The organism is Paramicrobacterium salitolerans (assembly GCF_051513965.1).
Taxonomy (GTDB): Bacteria; Actinomycetota; Actinomycetes; order Actinomycetales; family Microbacteriaceae; genus Paramicrobacterium.
Window position 1 is genome coordinate 1,318,129 of sequence record NZ_CP195847.1, and the last position, 16,407, is coordinate 1,334,535.

The 16,407-nt window shown below is 62.7% G+C and carries 14 protein-coding genes; 7 read left to right on the forward strand and 7 right to left on the reverse strand.

From position 1 onward, the window contains the following. Positions 1–5: 5 nt before the first annotated feature. The 6 genes from ACSAGD_RS06290 to sufB form a co-directional block, all read right to left on the reverse strand. The gene (locus ACSAGD_RS06290; RefSeq protein ID WP_437584862.1) at positions 6–1,604 is read right to left on the reverse strand and encodes an ABC-F family ATP-binding cassette domain-containing protein; all 1,599 of its coding nucleotides are present in this window, start codon (positions 1,602–1,604) and stop codon (positions 6–8) included. An 88-nt stretch (positions 1,605–1,692) separates the two neighbouring features. Next, entirely contained in the window at positions 1,693–2,022 is a 330-nt protein-coding gene (locus tag ACSAGD_RS06295; RefSeq protein WP_437584863.1) for a metal-sulfur cluster assembly factor, read from the reverse strand. A 4-nt stretch (positions 2,023–2,026) separates the two neighbouring features. After that, positions 2,027–2,791 carry a Fe-S cluster assembly ATPase SufC gene (gene sufC, locus ACSAGD_RS06300; protein WP_437584864.1) on the reverse strand — a complete coding sequence of 255 codons (765 nt, stop codon included), beginning with the start codon at positions 2,789–2,791 and terminating at the stop codon, positions 2,027–2,029. A 3-nt stretch (positions 2,792–2,794) separates the two neighbouring features. Further along, positions 2,795–3,121, reverse strand: a complete 327-nt coding sequence (locus ACSAGD_RS06305) for a non-heme iron oxygenase ferredoxin subunit (RefSeq protein WP_437584865.1) — start codon at positions 3,119–3,121, stop codon at positions 2,795–2,797. A 1-nt stretch (position 3,122) separates the two neighbouring features. Then, complete coding sequence (sufD, locus tag ACSAGD_RS06310) at positions 3,123–4,331, reverse strand: Fe-S cluster assembly protein SufD (RefSeq protein ID WP_437584866.1); 1,209 nt, start codon at positions 4,329–4,331, stop codon at positions 3,123–3,125. Positions 4,332–4,333: 2 nt separating this feature from the next. Then, positions 4,334–5,752, reverse strand: a complete 1,419-nt coding sequence (gene sufB / locus ACSAGD_RS06315) for a Fe-S cluster assembly protein SufB (RefSeq protein WP_437584867.1) — start codon at positions 5,750–5,752, stop codon at positions 4,334–4,336. A 273-nt stretch (positions 5,753–6,025) separates the two neighbouring features. Here sufB and ACSAGD_RS06320 point away from each other — a divergent pair, with 273 nt between their 5' ends. Further along, positions 6,026–6,985 carry a COX15/CtaA family protein gene (locus ACSAGD_RS06320; RefSeq protein ID WP_437584868.1) on the forward strand — a complete coding sequence of 320 codons (960 nt, stop codon included), beginning with the start codon at positions 6,026–6,028 and terminating at the stop codon, positions 6,983–6,985. Positions 6,986–7,052: 67 nt separating this feature from the next. Here the strand turns inward: ACSAGD_RS06320 and ACSAGD_RS06325 are convergent, their stop codons facing one another. Further along, positions 7,053–7,973 (reverse strand): heme o synthase, encoded by a 921-nt coding sequence (locus ACSAGD_RS06325; RefSeq protein ID WP_437584869.1) that lies wholly within the window; start codon positions 7,971–7,973, stop codon positions 7,053–7,055. Positions 7,974–8,243: 270 nt separating this feature from the next. On the opposite strand from ACSAGD_RS06325, the gene tkt reads away from it, so the two are divergent. Genes tkt through pgl form a run of 6 tightly spaced genes read left to right on the forward strand, consistent with a single transcriptional unit; the run spans position 8,244 to position 16,382 of the window. Beyond that, positions 8,244–10,337: a transketolase gene (tkt, locus tag ACSAGD_RS06330; RefSeq protein WP_437584870.1), complete on the forward strand. Its 2,094-nt coding sequence runs from the start codon at positions 8,244–8,246 to the stop codon at positions 10,335–10,337. Positions 10,338–10,358: 21 nt separating this feature from the next. Further along, positions 10,359–11,468, forward strand: coding sequence for a transaldolase (tal, locus tag ACSAGD_RS06335; RefSeq protein WP_437584871.1), 1,110 nt, complete (start codon positions 10,359–10,361; stop codon positions 11,466–11,468). After that, on the forward strand, positions 11,465–13,075 hold the full coding sequence (locus ACSAGD_RS06340; RefSeq protein WP_437584872.1) for a glucose-6-phosphate isomerase: 1,611 nt from the start codon (positions 11,465–11,467) through the stop codon (positions 13,073–13,075). The genes tal and ACSAGD_RS06340 overlap by 4 nt, the downstream gene beginning before the upstream one ends. 39 nt (positions 13,076–13,114) lie before the next feature. Further along, entirely contained in the window at positions 13,115–14,659 is a 1,545-nt protein-coding gene (zwf, locus tag ACSAGD_RS06345) for a glucose-6-phosphate dehydrogenase (protein ID WP_437584873.1), read from the forward strand. Next, positions 14,656–15,615, forward strand: a complete 960-nt coding sequence (locus ACSAGD_RS06350) for a glucose-6-phosphate dehydrogenase assembly protein OpcA (RefSeq protein ID WP_437584874.1) — start codon at positions 14,656–14,658, stop codon at positions 15,613–15,615. Before zwf ends, ACSAGD_RS06350 begins: the two co-directional genes overlap by 4 nt. Further along, complete coding sequence (pgl, locus tag ACSAGD_RS06355) at positions 15,612–16,382, forward strand: 6-phosphogluconolactonase (RefSeq protein ID WP_437584875.1); 771 nt, start codon at positions 15,612–15,614, stop codon at positions 16,380–16,382. The genes ACSAGD_RS06350 and pgl overlap by 4 nt, the downstream gene beginning before the upstream one ends. The last annotated feature ends 25 nt before the right edge of the window (positions 16,383–16,407 follow it).

Below are 16,407 nucleotides of genomic sequence, written 5' to 3' on the forward strand. Positions count from 1 at the left end.
GTACGCTACGCGAGCGAGATGAGCTCCGCGTAGTCCTTGGTCCAGAGATCTTCGACACCGTCGGGCATGATGAGCACGCGTTCCGGGTTGAGGGCTTCGACGGCGCCCTCGTCGTGGCTCACCAAGATCACTGCACCCTCATAGTGCGCGAGCGCATCGAGGATTTCGAGTCTGCTCGCGGGGTCGAGGTTGTTCGTCGGCTCGTCGAGCAGCAACACGTTCGCGCCGGACACGACGATCATGGCGAGAGCGAGCCTCGTCTTCTCCCCGCCCGAGAGGACGCCTGCCGGCTTATGGACATCGTCCCCTGTGAAGAGGAACGAGCCGAGCACCTTGCGCGCCTCAGTCTCGGTCAGACTCGGTGACGACGACATCATGTTCTGCAGAACGCTCCGCGCAACGTCGATCGTCTCGTGTTCCTGCGCGTAGTAGCCGATGCGCAGTCCGTGACCGGCCTCGATCGTCCCCGTGTCGGGTGCGTCGACGCCCGCGAGAATGCGCAGCATGGTCGTCTTGCCAGCACCATTGAGCCCCAGAATGACAACCCGCGATCCGCGGTCGACCGCGAGATCGACCGCGCTGAATACTTCGAGCGAGCCGTAGCTCTTGCTGAGGTGCGTGCCCATGAGCGGCGTGCGTCCGCAGGCCTGGGGTGTGGGAAACCTGAGCTTCGCGACCCGATCGGCCTGGCGCACATCCTCAAGTCCGGCCAGGAGCTTCTCTGCGCGGGCGACCATCTGGTGGGCGGCTGCCGCCTTCGTCGCCTTGGCTCCGAAGCGAGCGGCCTGCTGTTGGAGCGCCGTCGCCTTCTTCTCTGCGTTCGCCCTCTCTTTCTTGCGGCGCTCCTCGTCGGCCTCACGCTGGCGCTGGTAGTTGCGCCACGACATGTTGTAGATGTCGATGACAGTCCGGTTGGCGTCGAGGTAGAAAACACGGTTCACCGTCTCGCCGACGAGATCGATGTCGTGGCTGATGACGATGAAGCCGCCCTTGTACGACTTGAGAAACTCCCGCAGCCACACAATGGAATCCGCATCGAGGTGGTTGGTCGGCTCGTCGAGGATCATCATCTCGGCATCGGAGAACAGGATGCGGGCGAGCTCGATGCGCCGGCGCTGACCGCCCGAGAGCGTCTTGAGTTTCTGATCGAGGATTCGATCGGGAAGATTGAGATTGCTGGCGATGGATGCGGCTTCGGCCTCGGCCGCGTAGCCGCCGAGAACGTGGAATCGTTCCTCGAGGCGGCTGTACTTCTTCATTGCGGCCTCACAGGCGGAGGCATCCTCACTCGCCATAGCGTCGGTCGCGCGGCGCATACCGAGAACGAGGTCGCCGATGCCGCGGGCATTGAGGATGCGCGTGCGAGCTGTTTCCTCTGGGTCTCCGGAGCGCGGGTCCTGGGGTAGGTAACCGAGCTCACCTGAGCGTTCCACCGTTCCGTTCGACGGAAGCAGATCGCCCGCCAACACCTTCGTGAGGGTGGTCTTTCCGGCGCCGTTTCGCCCGACGAGACCGATCTTGTCCCCCGGCTGCACGCGGAAGCTCACATCCTGCATCAGCACGCGGGCGCCGACGCGGATCTCCAGATCTTGCACGTTGAGCACGAGAGTTCACTTTCTGCCACTTCGGGCATCATGACGGACAGCATTGTGGCTCGGACCTGTAGGTCCGAGCCACAATGCGATGAGTGAGCTAGATGGCGAATCCGAGAGCGCGCATCATGTCGCGCCCGTCGTCGGTGATTCGCTCCGGTCCCCACGGCGGCATCCATACCCAGTTGATGCGGTATGAATCCATGACGCCCTCGAGTGCTTCGCCAATCTGCTGTTCGATCACGTCTGTGAGCGGGCAGCCAGCACTCGTAAGGGTCATGTGGATGATGAGCGAATCGGTCTCGTCATCCCAGCTGAGGTCGTAAATGAGCCCCAGATCGACGACATTGACGCCGAGCTCAGGGTCCATGACGTCCTTCAGGGCCTCTTCGACCTCGTCGAACTTTTCAGGGCTGAGCGTTGTAACCATACTGTTATGATACGGCTGTTTCGGTCAGGAAGCGATCGTAGCCCTCTTCCTCAAGGCGATCCGCCAGCTCGGGGCCGCCTTCTTCGGCAATGCGACCCGCGACGAACACGTGCACGAAGTCAGGCTTGATGTAGCGAAGGATGCGCGTGTAGTGCGTGATCAGGATGATGCCGAGACCGGTGTTCTCCTTCGCGCGGTTGACGCCCTCAGACACAACACGGAGAGCATCCACGTCAAGTCCGGAGTCCGTCTCGTCGAGAACAGCGAACTCCGGCTTGAGCAGCTCGAGCTGCAGGATCTCGTTGCGCTTCTTCTCACCGCCGGAGAAGCCCTCGTTCACATTGCGCGCCGCGAAGCTGGTGTCCATACGCAGGTTCTGCATGGCCTGCTTGACGTCTTTCATCCAGCCACGGACGGCGGGAGCCTCGCCGTCGATTGCCGTCTTGGCGGTGCGAAGGAAGTTCGTCACCGTCACGCCGGAGATCTCGACGGGGTACTGCATTGCGAGGAAGAGGCCCGCACGAGCGCGCTCGTCGACCGACATCTCAAGGACGTTCTCTCCGTCGAGCGTGATGCTCCCGGAGTCGACGGTGTACTTCGGGTGACCGGCGATCGTGTAGGCGAGGGTCGACTTGCCGGAGCCGTTCGGCCCCATGATGGCGTGCGTCTCGCCCTTCTTGATCGTCAGGTCGACGCCGCGGAGGATGGGCTTGGTGCCCTGGTCGGTCTCGACGCTGACGTGCAGGTCGCGAATCTCAAGTACAGACATGGACTAAATCTCTTTCGTTACGTTCGGGTCAATGAAGATGGCGCCGTCGATGATCTCGACGGAGTACACGGGAACGGGCTCGTAGGCCGGCAGAGTGAGCGGCTTACCCGTCGTGAGGGAGAATTGCGAACCGTGAGCCCAGCACTCGAGGGTCCCGTCTTCGACGAATCCCTCTGATAGCGAGATGTCTCCGTGAGTGCACGTATCGCCGATCGCGTGTACGTCGCCCGCGGAATCGAGGACGACGGCGATCGGCACGCCGTCAAGCACGCAGCGCTTCGCCTCGTCGACGTTCAGCTCGCTGAGGTCGAATGCTTTCTGGGATGCCACGTCAGCGCGCTCCCCCAGTGATCGCTGTGCTGGCGAGCTCCTGCTCGACTGCCGCCTCGAGGCTCTCCTGCAGGTCAGCGTCGCCGATCTGTTGGATGATCTCCGTGAGGAATCCGCGGACCACGAGACGACGAGCCTCGTCCTCGGGGATGCCGCGAGCCTGCAGATAGAACAGCTGCTCGTCGTCGAATCGACCCGTTGCACTCGCGTGTCCTGCGCCGGCGATATCTCCGGTCTCGATCTCGAGGTTCGGCACCGAGTCGGCTCGCGTGCCGTCGGTGAGGACGAGGTTGCGATTCTGCTCGTAGCTGTCGGTTCCGGTCGCGTCCGGGCCGATGAGGACGTCGCCGATCCACACCGTGTGCGCTCCCTCGCCCTGCAGTGCGCCCTTGTAGGTGACGCGGCTGCGGGAATACGGAGCGTCGTGGTGGACGTAGACCTGGTGCTCCAGGTGCTGCCCGGCATCGGCGAAGTAGAGACCGAGCGCCTCGATGTCCGAGCCCTGCTCCGCGAGGTGGTGCGAGGGATTCACACGGACGAGGCTTCCTCCGAGCGTGACGAGAACGTGCTTGAGGCGTGCGTCACGGCCGATGCGCGAGAAGTGCGAGCTCAGCTGGAGAGCCGAGTCCTCCCACCACTGAACGCTCACGACCGTGAGCTGTGCGCCCTCCTCGACGTTGATCTCAAGGTTCTCGGCGAGCAGAGCGTCACCGGTGTTCTTGAGGATCAGAAGCGCCTGACTGTTCGGCTTGGCGGTGATGACCGTGTGCGCGGCGCGAGCATCGGAGCCGAGTGCGCTGCGCTCGATCGTGACCGTCTTCGCCTCTTCACCAGAGATCGTGACCGCGTAGGCCTTCTTCGTCTGGGTCCAGGCGTTAGCGGCCGGGCGATCCTCCGGCATGCCAGCCTGCCCGATCCGAGCGTCGTCCATGTCGATCCATTCGACGCTGACGCCCTCGACATCTGTCGTTGCGATCTCGTATTCGCCGCCGTCGAGCTCTCCCTCGCTCAGCGCCGTCAGACGCTCAACCGGGGTGTATCGCCACTCGGCCTCTCGGCCTGTCAGCGCAGCGAAATCCTCGACGTTCGTCGAGCGGAACCGCTCGGAACGGGTCTGCACGGGGACGAGTCCCCAGCCGCCGTCCGAGTGCTCCTTGAAACCGTGCTGACCAGGCTGAGCCGAAGCTGCTGTGGTGTCTGTGACTGTCATTGTTAGCCGACGGATCCTTCCATGCCCATCTCGATGAGTTTGTTGAGCTCGAGTGCGTACTCCATGGGGAGTTCGCGCGCAATCGGCTCGATGAAGCCGCGCACGATCATCGCCATGGCCTCTGTCTCCTCGAGACCGCGGCTCATGAGATAGAAGAGCTGCTCTTCGCTGACCTTCGACACTGTCGCCTCGTGTCCAAGCTGGACATCGTCGACGCGGATGTCGATGGCTGGGTAGGTGTCGGATCGGGAGATCGTGTCGACCAGCAGGGCGTCACAGACCACCGAGTTGGAGGAGTGGTGTGCAGATGGGTCGACGCGGACTTCGCCACGGTACCCTGCACGGCCTCCGCCGCGCGCGATCGACTTCGAGACGATCGATGACTGCGTGTACGGAGCCATGTGGATCATCTTCGCGCCAGCATCCTGGTGCTGACCAGGGCCCGCGAACGCGACCGAGAGCGTCTCGCCCTTCGCGTGCTCGCCCGTGAGATAGATCGACGGGTACTTCATGGTGACCTTCGAGCCGATGTTGCCATCGACCCACTCCATGGTCGCACCCTCTTCAGCGATCGCGCGTTTGGTCACGAGGTTGTACACGTTGGTCGACCAGTTCTGGATCGTCGTGTACCGGACGCGCGCGTTCTTCTTCGCGATGATCTCAACGACTGCCGAGTGAAGCGAGTCGGACTTGTAGATGGGCGCCGTGCAGCCCTCGATGTAGTGCACGTAGCTGCCCTCGTCGGCGATGATGAGCGTGCGCTCGAACTGGCCCATGTTCTCCGTGTTGATGCGGAAGTACGCCTGCAGCGGGATGTCGACGTGGACCCCCGGCGGTACGTAGACGAACGAGCCTCCCGACCAGACGGCCGTGTTGAGCGCTGCGAACTTGTTGTCGCCCGCCGGAATCACGGTTCCGTAGTACTCCTCGAAGAACTCCGGGTGCTCGCGGAGCGCAGTGTCGGTGTCCATGAAGATGACACCCTGGCTCTCGAGGTCCTCACGGATCTGGTGATAGACGACCTCGGACTCGTACTGCGCGGCGACGCCGGCCACGAGGCTCTTGCGCTCGGCCTCGGGGATGCCCAGTCGCTCGTAGGTGTTCTTGATGTCGTCCGGAAGCTCTTCCCATGAGGTGGCCTGCTTCTCGGTGGACCGAACAAAGTATTTGATGTTGTCGAAGTCGATCTCAGAGAGGTCAGCGCCCCACGACGGCATCGGCTTGCGTTCAAAGAGCTGGAGTGCCTTGAGCCGGCGTTTCAGCATCCACTCGGGCTCGTTCTTGAGCCGCGAGATGTCGGTGACGACGTCGGAGTTCAGGCCACGACGGGCTGATGCTCCGGCTTCGTCTGAATCGCTCCAGCCGAACTCGTAGACGCCAAGGCTCTCGAGTTCCGGGCGGTCGATCAGAACATCTGACATATCTACCTCTCTTACCGCTAAGAAACAGGATCTCTGTTCACGGCCTGACCTCACAGTCTGCAGAGCAGAAAGCGAGGAAATGTGGTTCGCATCCGCGTGAACCTACAATTGTTCGTGACGTCATCGAAACTGCGAACGTCGCGCAGTCTTCGAGTTGATTACTTGAACAATGCAATTCTACAGGTTGTATCGGCCAAAGCGCTATGAACTCAGCCGACACTCAAGCCGGGGCGCCTCCCCGACGCGTACAGTCAGGAACTCAAAGTGAGCAGTGTGTCCTCCAGACGCCAGCCAGAATCCCGTGAGGCGGGCAGTGTCAATATCTTCCACCGTTTTTGGCGGTGGTTGCCCGACAATGCGGATGACCGCCGCGTGCGTCTCGCGGTATGGCTGAACGTCATCTTCCAAACCGTCCTCGTGGGGACCGGCGGCGCCGTACGTCTGACCGCGTCCGGCCTCGGCTGCCCCACGTGGCCTAAGTGCACGGCGGAGTCCTTCGTCACGACGCCCGAGATGGGAATCCACGGAGTCATCGAGTTCGGCAACAGAACGCTGTTCTTCGTCCTCCAGATCATCGCGATCTTCGCGCTGCTCTGCGTCATCAAGTACCGGAAGGAGCGCCGGGATCTCTTCGTTCTCGCACTTATCCCCGCGTGCAGCGTGCTTCTCCAGGCTGCCGTCGGCGGCATTACCGTCCTCTCAGACCTCAACCCCTACGTCGTTGGCCTGCACTTCGTTCTGAGCGTCGTTCTGGTGGTTCTCGGAGCGGTGCTCGTGATGCGCGTGTACACGGAGCCGGGGCCGCGCGAGCTCGCAGTGCCGGGCTGGTTCGCCGGACTCACACACGTCGCGTCCTTCTTCGTCGCGGTGTCGGTCATCATCGGCATCCTGACAACCGGTTCGGGGCCGCACGCCGGCGATCAGGGTGCCGCGCGCAACAACCTTCCACCGGAGATCATGCAGCACGTGCACTCGTGGCCCGCATACGTCATGCTGGCGCTCACTCTCGTGCTCTTCGTGGCGGCGTGGACTCGCGGAATCACTCCTCCACGGCCCTGGCTCACCTGGCTCGTCATTGTTCAGGGCCTCCAGATCATCATCGGCGTCACGCAGTCCCGGATGGGGCTGCCGGAGATTCTGGTGGGTAGCCACATGGTGCTTGCGTGCGTGCTCGCAGCGTTCATGTCGGCCGTGATCTTCAACCTCAAGAAGCCAGTGGCAGAGACCGTCTGATCTGCGCAGAAACGAAGAATCGGGCCCTCCGCGAGTGCGGAGGGCCCGATTTCCGTATGGGGTTCGGTCAGAACGGCAGAAGTGGATCGACGCCGACCGCGAGGAAGAGCAGCGACAGGTAGGTGATCGACCCGTGGAAGACACGCATCGGCGACGCATCCTCCTCCCGGATTGCCTTGTTGTACAAGCGGTGTGTCTCGTAGACGAACCATCCGCCCGCGACCAGGGCGATCGAGGTGTAGGTGATTCCCATCGGCGCGATCGGGATCAGCAGGAGCGAGCAGGCGACGGTCGCCCACGCGTAGAGGATCGTCTGAAGCCCGACGACGGCGCGGCCGCGGACGACAGCGAGCATCGGAACGCCCACTTCCTTGTAATCCGAGCGGTACTTCATGGAAAGCGGCCAGTAATGCGGCGGAGTCCACAGGAAGACCACAGCGAAGAGAATCCACGCCTCCCAGTCGAGGGAGCCGGTAACGCTTGACCAGCCGATCAGTACGGGGAAGCATCCGGCGATTCCGCCCCAGATGATGTTCTGCTCGGTTCGACGCTTCAGCCACAGCGTGTAGACGCATACGTAGAAGAAGATAGCCAATACCGAGAGCCCTGCTGCGAGCAGGTTCGTTGTGAGCGCGAGCCACACCGTTGAGGCGATCGCCAGGGTCCACGAGAACACGAGCGCCTCACGCGGCGTCAGCTCCCCCGTGACAAGCGGGCGATTCACAGTCCGCTTCATATATCGGTCGATGTCCCGATCGATATAGCAGTTGAATGCACCCGCAGATCCGGCGCTCATCGCGCCTCCGATGACAGTGGCGATGATGAGCCAGACGTTGGGGATGCCGCCTTCGGCCAAGATCATGACGGGAACCGTCGTGACCAGCAGAAGCTCCATCACGCGAGGCTTGGTCAGAGAAAAGTATGCGGCTGCTTTACGACGGAATCCGATCGTCCGTGTCTCGGCAGACGTGTGTGTGGCGACGTCCATTGCTCCTCAACTACTGGGTACCTCTCAATTCTAGGCCATGGGCTCCGCAACCGTCTGGGAGGGAACATCACGGGAACGTCAGACGTTGTCACAGATGTGCGCTTGGCAGGGTCGCTTTCCCTATACTGGGGGTGCTCGCCTACCATCGCGGTGCTCTGATCAGTACGCACAGTCTCCGACAGCATCGCGACGTGCCAATGTAGCCAAAGTGCGTGTAAACGCTTCGGCGGGCCGTCAGGCCCGGACGAACAATCAGAAGGGTCAAACAACGTGGCAGCACTGCAATGGGATTCCATTGACGACAAGGCAGTAGACACCGCCCGTGTTCTCGCGGCGGATGCTGTTGAGAAGGTCGGAAACGGCCACCCCGGCACCGCGATGAGTCTCGCTCCCGCCGCTTACCTCCTCTACCAGAAGGTCATGCGGCGCGACCCGCACGACGAGAAGTGGCTCGGACGCGATCGATTCATCCTCTCCGCCGGCCACAGCTCGCTGACGCAGTACATCCAACTCTATTTCGCCGGTGACGGCCTGGAGCTCGACGATCTCAAGGCGCTGCGCACGTGGGGCTCGCTCACGCCCGGGCACCCCGAGTACGGGCACACGAAGGGTGTGGAGATCACGACCGGACCGCTCGGTCAGGGGCTTTCCTCATCAGTCGGCTTTGCGTATGCATCGCGCTACGAACGCGGACTGTTCGATCCGGATGCCCCGCAGGGTACGAGTCCCTTCGACCACTTCATTTACGTGATCGCGAGCGACGGCGACCTGCAGGAGGGCATCACGAGTGAAGCGTCCTCGCTCGCCGGCCACCAGCAGCTCGGCAACCTCATCGCGATCTACGACAGCAACCAGATCTCCATTGAAGACGACACTGACATCGCCTTCACCGAAGATGTCGCCGCCAGATACGAGGCATACGGCTGGCAGGTCATCACTGTCGACTGGAAGAAGACGGGCGAGTATGTCGAAGATGTCGCCGAGCTCTTCGAAGCCATCGAAGCTGCGAAGGCCGAGACATCGAAGCCGACGCTCATCGTCCTGAAGACGATCATCGGATGGCCCGCACCTAACAAGAAGGACACAGGAGCGATCCACGGCGCGAAGCTCGGTTCCGAGGAGCTCGCTGGCGTGAAGGAGATCCTCGGCTTCGACCCGGACAAGACCTTTGAGGTCGATGAGGCCGTCATCTCTCACACTCGCGGCGCGATTGAACGCGGTGCCGAGGACCGCTCGGAATGGCAAAAGTCATTCGACGAGTGGAAGAACGCGAACCCGGAACGCAGCGCACTGCTCGATCGCCTGCTCGCGCACGAGCTGCCCGCAGATATCGAAGACGCACTGCCCGTCTTCGATGCCGGCAGCGATGTCTCGACTCGTGCGGCGTCCGGCAAGGCGCTCTCCGCGCTGGGCGCGAAGCTCCCCGAACTCTGGGGAGGCTCCGCGGACCTGGCCGGATCGAACAACACGACCATCGACGGAGCCGCCTCGTTCGTGCCGAGTGAGCACTCGACTGACAGCTGGGCAGGCAACCCGTACGGGCGCGTGCTCCACTTCGGCATCCGCGAGCACGCCATGGCCGCGATCCTCAACGGAATCGTTCTGCACGGACCGACGCGCGCGTTCGGCGGAACATTCCTGATCTTCAGCGACTACCAGCGCCCATCGGTTCGACTCGCCGCTCTCATGAACGTGCCGAGCGTGTTCGTCTGGACCCACGACTCCGTGGCTCTGGGTGAAGACGGCCCGACGCACCAGCCGATCGAGCAGCTTTCCTCGCTGCGGGCGATTCCGAATCTCGCGGTCGTCCGCCCCTCCGATGCGAACGAGGTCTCCTATGCATGGCTCGAGATCCTCAAGCGTCATGACGGACCGACCGGCATCGCGCTGACCCGCCAGAACCTCCCGGTGTTCGAGCGTGGTGAAGGGGATGCCGAGGGCGAGACGCTCGCCGCAGCGTCGAACGTTGCCAAGGGCGCCTACATCCTCGCCGAGGCACCTGGCGGAACACCGGACGTCATCATCATCGCGACCGGTTCGGAAGTTCAGCTCGCTCTCGAAGCACGTGAGACGTTGAAGTCCGAGGGCACGAACGCCCGTGTCGTCGCCGCGCCATCACTCGAGTGGTTTGCCGAGCAGTCGCCGGAGTACCGCGAGCATGTCCTGCCTTCGGCGATCACGGCTCGCGTCTCTGTTGAGGCAGGGCTCGACCTCAGCTGGAGAGGAATCGTCGGCGATCGCGGACGGTCAGTCTCGATCGAACATTTCGGCGCATCCGCCGACTACAAGACGCTGTTCCGCGAATTCGGCATCACGGCCGAAGCCGTTGTCAGCGCAGCACACGAAACGCTCGGCGCGAACTGAGCCGGGCACAGGAGAGACATCATGACTGAAACACCCACTGCACAGCTTTCCGCCGCCGGCGTGAGCATCTGGCTCGACGACCTGTCTCGTGAGCGCATCGAGACCGGGAACCTCCGTGAGCTTATCGACAACCGTGATGTCGTCGGAATCACCACGAACCCGACGATCTTCGCGAACGCCATCAAGAACGGCGATCGCTACGCAGCGCAGGTGGCCGAGCTGAAGGCCGCCGGCGCAACCGTCGATCAGACCGTGACCGAACTCACGACGAAGGATGTGGCGGATGCCGCTGACATCTTCCGTCCGATCTTCGACAAGACGAACGGCGTAGACGGCCGTGTCTCGATCGAGGTCGAGCCGGGCCTGGCGCACGATGCGGCGGGCACGACCGCTCAGGCGCAGGAGCTGTGGGAGAAGGTCCAGCGTCCGAACACACTGATCAAGATCCCGGCGACGGTCGAGGGACTCGAGGCCATCACTGCGACGATCGCGAAGGGCATCAGCGTCAACGTGACCCTGATTTTCAGCCTGACTCGCTACCGCGAGGTGATCAACGCTTACCTGACCGGTCTCGAGCAGGCGAAGGCCGCTGGAATCGACCTCTCGACGATTCACTCGGTGGCGTCGTTCTTCGTCTCGCGCGTCGACACTGAGATCGACAAGCGACTGGACGGCGTCGGAACCGAGGAAGCACGCGCACTCAAGGGCAAGGCCGGCGTCGCGAATGCGCAGCTGGCGTATCAGGTCTTCGAGCAGGAGTTCGCGTCGGAGCGGGCGAAGACGCTCCTCGCTGCTGGAGCTAACGCCCAGCGTCCGCTGTGGGCTTCCACCGGTGTGAAGGACCCCTCGCTTCCGGATACCCTCTACGTGACGGGTCTTGTCGCTGATGGAGTGGTCAACACTATGCCGGAGAAGACACTCGAGGCGACGTACGACCACGGTGAGGTGGTTGGAGACACAGTGACCGGTGCATACGACGAAGCGAATGGCGTCCTCGACGCGATCGCCGCTCTCGGCATCTCCTATGACGATGTCACCGCCGTCCTCGAGAAGGAGGGCGTGGAGAAGTTCATCGTCTCGTGGAATGAACTTCTCGACGACGTCAAGGGTGCGCTCGAGGAGGCACGATGAGCATCAAGATCCATGTGAGCGGCGCTGCCGAGGAGGCCGTCCGCTCTACGGTTCCGACCCTCGTCGCCGACCTGGTCGCATCGTCTATCACTGACCAGAACTCGACCCTCTGGGGCCCGGAGGCGGAGTCAGAGGCAGCGAAGCGTCTCGGCTGGACAGAGGCCGTTGCGGTCTCTCGTCCCCTCGTCGACGAGATCGTCGCGCTGCGTGACAAGCTTCAGAATGCTGGCGTGAACCACATCGTTCTCGCCGGTATGGGAGGCTCCTCGCTCGCGCCCGAGGTGATCACGCGGACCTTCGGCGTGGAGCTCACGGTTCTCGACTCGACGTCGCCGGGCCAGGTCAGCGCCGCGTTGAATGATCGCCTCGAGAGCACGGCGCTCGTCGTGTCCTCGAAGTCAGGATCCACCGTCGAGACGGACAGCCAGAAGCGCGTCTTCGAGAAGGCCTTCTCGGACGCAGGCATTGACCCGCGTGAGCGAATCGTCATCGTCACGGATCCGGGCTCTCCTCTCGACACCTCAGCGCGTGAGGCTGGCTTCACCGTGTTCAACGCTGACCCAAACGTCGGCGGTCGCTATTCCGCTCTGACAGCGTTCGGCCTCGTCCCGTCCGGGCTTGCCGGCGTCGACATCGCCGCTCTCCTCGACGAGGCGGATCAGATTCTGACGGAGCTCGCGGTCGACGATGAGAGCAACCCAGGTCTTGTGCTCGGAGCTGCTATCTCAGCGACCAGTCCGCGGAAGGACAAGCTGGGCATCGTCGCAGACGGCACTCACATCGTCGGGTTCGCAGACTGGGCGGAGCAGCTTATCGCGGAGTCGACGGGTAAACAGGGCACGGGAATCCTGCCTGTGGTTCTGGACACCCTCTCCCCTGAGCTCGAGAACGTTCCGGCGGACCTTCAGATCGTTCGACTGGTTGACGACGCTGACGCTCTCCACCTCCTGCCCAGGGACCGTCACCACGGTGAGATCCTGGTGAGCGGCTCTCTCGGAGCGCAGCTCATGGTCTGGGAGTACGCCATTGCGGTGGCCGGTCGTATTCTCGGCATCAACCCGTTCGACCAGCCGGACGTGGAATCCGCGAAGGCCGCTGCACGCGGTCTTCTTGACGAGCGTCCGGAAGCGGCATCCCCAGCTTTCACCTCAGGCGGCATCGAGGTTCGCGGAGATTCTCAGCTCGTCGAGGGGACGGACAGCGTGCACGAGGTCATCTCTCGTCTGCTGGCAGCGCTTCCGGAGGATGGATACGTGGCCGTTCAGGCGTACGTGAACCGTCTGGAGCTCCCGCAGCTGGAAGGCATCCGCAATATGCTTGCAGCTGTCGCACAGCGTCCGGTCACCTTCGGCTGGGGGCCTCGATTCCTTCACTCAACCGGTCAGTACCACAAGGGCGGTCCCGAGCAGGGCGTGTTCCTGCAGATCACACAGCGTCCTGCTGCAGACGTGGAGATCCCCGGCCGTCCGTTCACCTTCGGACAGCTCATCGAAGCTCAAGCGGCTGGCGACGCTGGCGTCCTGCGCGAGCATGGTCGACCCGTCCTGTCGCTCACACTGACCGACCCGCAGAACGACGTACTCGCTCTGTTCGAGGCCATCAACTAATCACTGAGGCTTCCGTCACGGAAGTCATCTAGGAGCCGAATGTCCCCGGTGGAGATCACACCTGAATACAACCCGCTTCGATTGAGCATTGATCGACGGCTGAACCGCATCGCTGGTCCCAGCGGCCTTATCATCTTCGGGGTGACGGGAGACCTGTCACGCAAGAAGCTGATGCCTGCCGTGTACGACCTCGCGAACCGGGGGCTTCTGCCCCCGGGGTTCGCCCTCGTCGGATTCGCGCGGCGTGACTGGGAGGATCAGGACTTCTCTCAGGTTGTGCACGACGCGGTCAAGGCGCACGCGCGCACCCCATTCCGGGAGGAGGTCTGGGAACAGCTCGCCCAGGGCATCCGCTTTGTCTCCGGTGAATTCGGTGACGACGAGGCGTTCGAGCGTCTCGGGAAGACAATCGAGGAGCTCGACCGCTCACGTGGCACGATGGGCAACCACGCGTTCTACCTCTCGATTCCGCCGAAGGCGTTTCCACAGGTCACCGCTCAGCTGAAGCGCTCAGGACTGGCGGAGCAGACCGAGGGACAATGGCGCCGCGTCGTGATCGAGAAGCCTTTCGGCAGCGACCTCCAGTCGGCTCGTGAGCTGAACTCGGTCGTCGAATCAGTCTTCCCGCCGGATTCCGTCTTCCGCATCGATCACTATCTCGGCAAAGAGACGGTCCAGAACATCATGGCGCTTCGCTTCGCCAACCAGCTGTTCGAGCCGATCTGGAACGCCAACTACGTCGACCACGTTCAGATCACCATGGCTGAGGACATCGGTGTGGGCGGCCGAGCAGGGTACTACGACGGAATCGGCGCCGCCCGCGACGTCATCCAGAATCACCTCCTTCAACTCCTCGCGCTCACCGCGATGGAAGAGCCGAACTCTTTCGACGCGGCGGACCTGCGTGCGGAGAAGGAGAAGGTGCTGGCGGCCGTGCGGCTTCCCGAAGACCTCGGCCTCGCTACCGCGCGCGGTCAGTACGCGGGTGGTTGGCAAGGCGGAGAACGTGTGCGCGGCTTCCTCGAAGAGGAAGGCATGAACCCGCAGTCGACGACTGAGACGTATGCTGCGATGAAACTTCACGTGAATACGCGGCGCTGGGCGGGAGTTCCCTTCTATCTTCGATCGGGAAAGCGTCTCGGCCGCCGTGTGACGGAGATCGCCGTGGTCTTCAAGCGTGCTCCGCAGTACCTGTTCGCTGAGTCCCAGACGGCAGAGCTCGGCGAGAACGCCCTTGTCATCCGAGTGCAGCCCGATGAAGGAGTGACGATCCGCTTCGGGTCGAAGGTGCCGGGGGCTGGAATGCAGGTCAGAGATGTCACGATGGACTTCGGCTACGGGCACGCTTTCACTGAAGCGAGCCCCGAAGCGTACGAACGTCTGATTCTCGATGTTCTCCTGGGCGACCCTCCGCTGTTCCCGCGGCATGAAGAGGTCGAGCTCTCGTGGAAGATCCTCGATCCGATCGAGGAATTCTGGGCCGAGCAGGGAGGGCCCCTCGAACAGTACGAACCGGGAACGTGGGGGCCGCAGTCTGCGGATGAACTCCTCGCCCGCGATGGCCGAAGCTGGAGGCGTCCATGATCATCGATATGCCCGACACGACGACTAGCGCGATTTCGAAGCGCCTCGTCGTCATGCGTGAAGAGGGCGGCGTGGTCGCGCTCGGTCGCGTGCTGACACTCATCATCGTGGCTAACCACGGGGATGAGGAAGACGCGATCGAGGCTGCCAACGATGCGTCGCGTGAGCACCCGATGCGAGTGATCGTGATCGCCCGGTCGCTTGAATCAGACTCGAGCGAGACGCGGATCGATGCACAGATTCGTGTGGGTGGAGACGCCGGCGCGAGTGAGGTGATCATCCTGCGCGCATATGGCGATGCTTCTGAGAACAAGGTCAGCCTTGTCACAGCGCTTCTGCTCCCCGACGCTCCCGTTGTCGCATGGTGGCCAGGCGATACGCCTCAGGAAGTGGCGTCCTCGCCAATCGGACAGATCGCTCAACGCCGCATCACGGATGCCTCTGCCCATGACGACCCGCACGAGGCTCTTGAACACCTTGGCGAAGGCTACAAGCCCGGCGACACCGACTTCGCCTGGACCAGACTCACACTGTGGCGCGCTCAGCTGGCCGCGGTTCTCGACCAGCCTCCGTATGAAGCGATCACCGGAGTCCGTGTATCGGGGGCGGCTGATTCGCCGTCGACGACGCTGCTTGCGGCCTGGCTCCAGCATCAGCTGCAGGTACCTGTCGAGTGCGAACTGACCAATCCGGTCAGCGGGATCGGTGGCATCCACGGAGTCGAGCTGGATCGCGCCTCAGGAACGATCTCACTTGAGCGCCCCCTCTCCAGCACAGCGACACTGCGTATCCCCGGTCAGCCGGTACAGGACATCGCACTGCCGAGACGAAGCCTGCGGGACTGTCTTGCCGAGGAGCTTCGCCGACTAGACCCGGACGTTCTCTATGGTGAGGTCATCACTGAAGGGCTTCGCTCACTCAACTCCGAATCGACGTCGATGGAGGCACAGCAATGACCAATGAGCGACGAGTACTCGTCCACACCGACAAGGCCGCGCTTGCGGCCTCCATTGCGGCTAGGGCATTGACCAAGATCGTGGATCTGCTCGATGAGCAGGACCGCGTGAGCATCGTGCTCGAGGGCGGCCGTGTAGCCATGGACGTTCTGACACAGATCAACGAGAATCCGGCACGGGACACCGTGGACTGGAGCCGCGTTCACTTCTGGTGGGGTGACGAACGATTCGTTCCGTCCGGAGACGATGAGCGCAATGATCTGAAGGCGCGACGCGCGCTCCTGGATCACATCTCAGTTCCAGAGTCGAACATTCACCCGATGCCCGCTGCAGACGCTGGGTTGAGCCTCGATGAGGCGGCCGTTGCGTACGCGGATGAACTCGCCCGTTTCGGGGACGGCGACAGCGGTCTGCCGCGGTTCGACATCACGTTCCTCGGAGTGGGACCCGACGGACACACAGCGTCGCTGTTCCCTGATCAGCCACAGGTGTTGGAGAAGGACGCGCATGTCGTCGCCGTGCGCGACTCGCCGAAGCCTCCGCCCGAGCGACTGTCGCTGACTCGTCCAGCACTGAACTCCTCTCAGCGTATCTGGGTTGAGATCGCCGGTGCCGAGAAAGCATCGTCCCTCGGTCTCGCGCTTGCCGGTGCGGCCTACTCGGAGGTCCCTATCGCAGGGATCAAGGGCCGCAAGCGCACTGTGTTCTTCGTCGATCGAGAGGCGGCTGCTGAGGTTCCCGAGAATCTCATCGCCCAGTCTTACTGACACTGAAAATGCCGGAGGGCTCCGC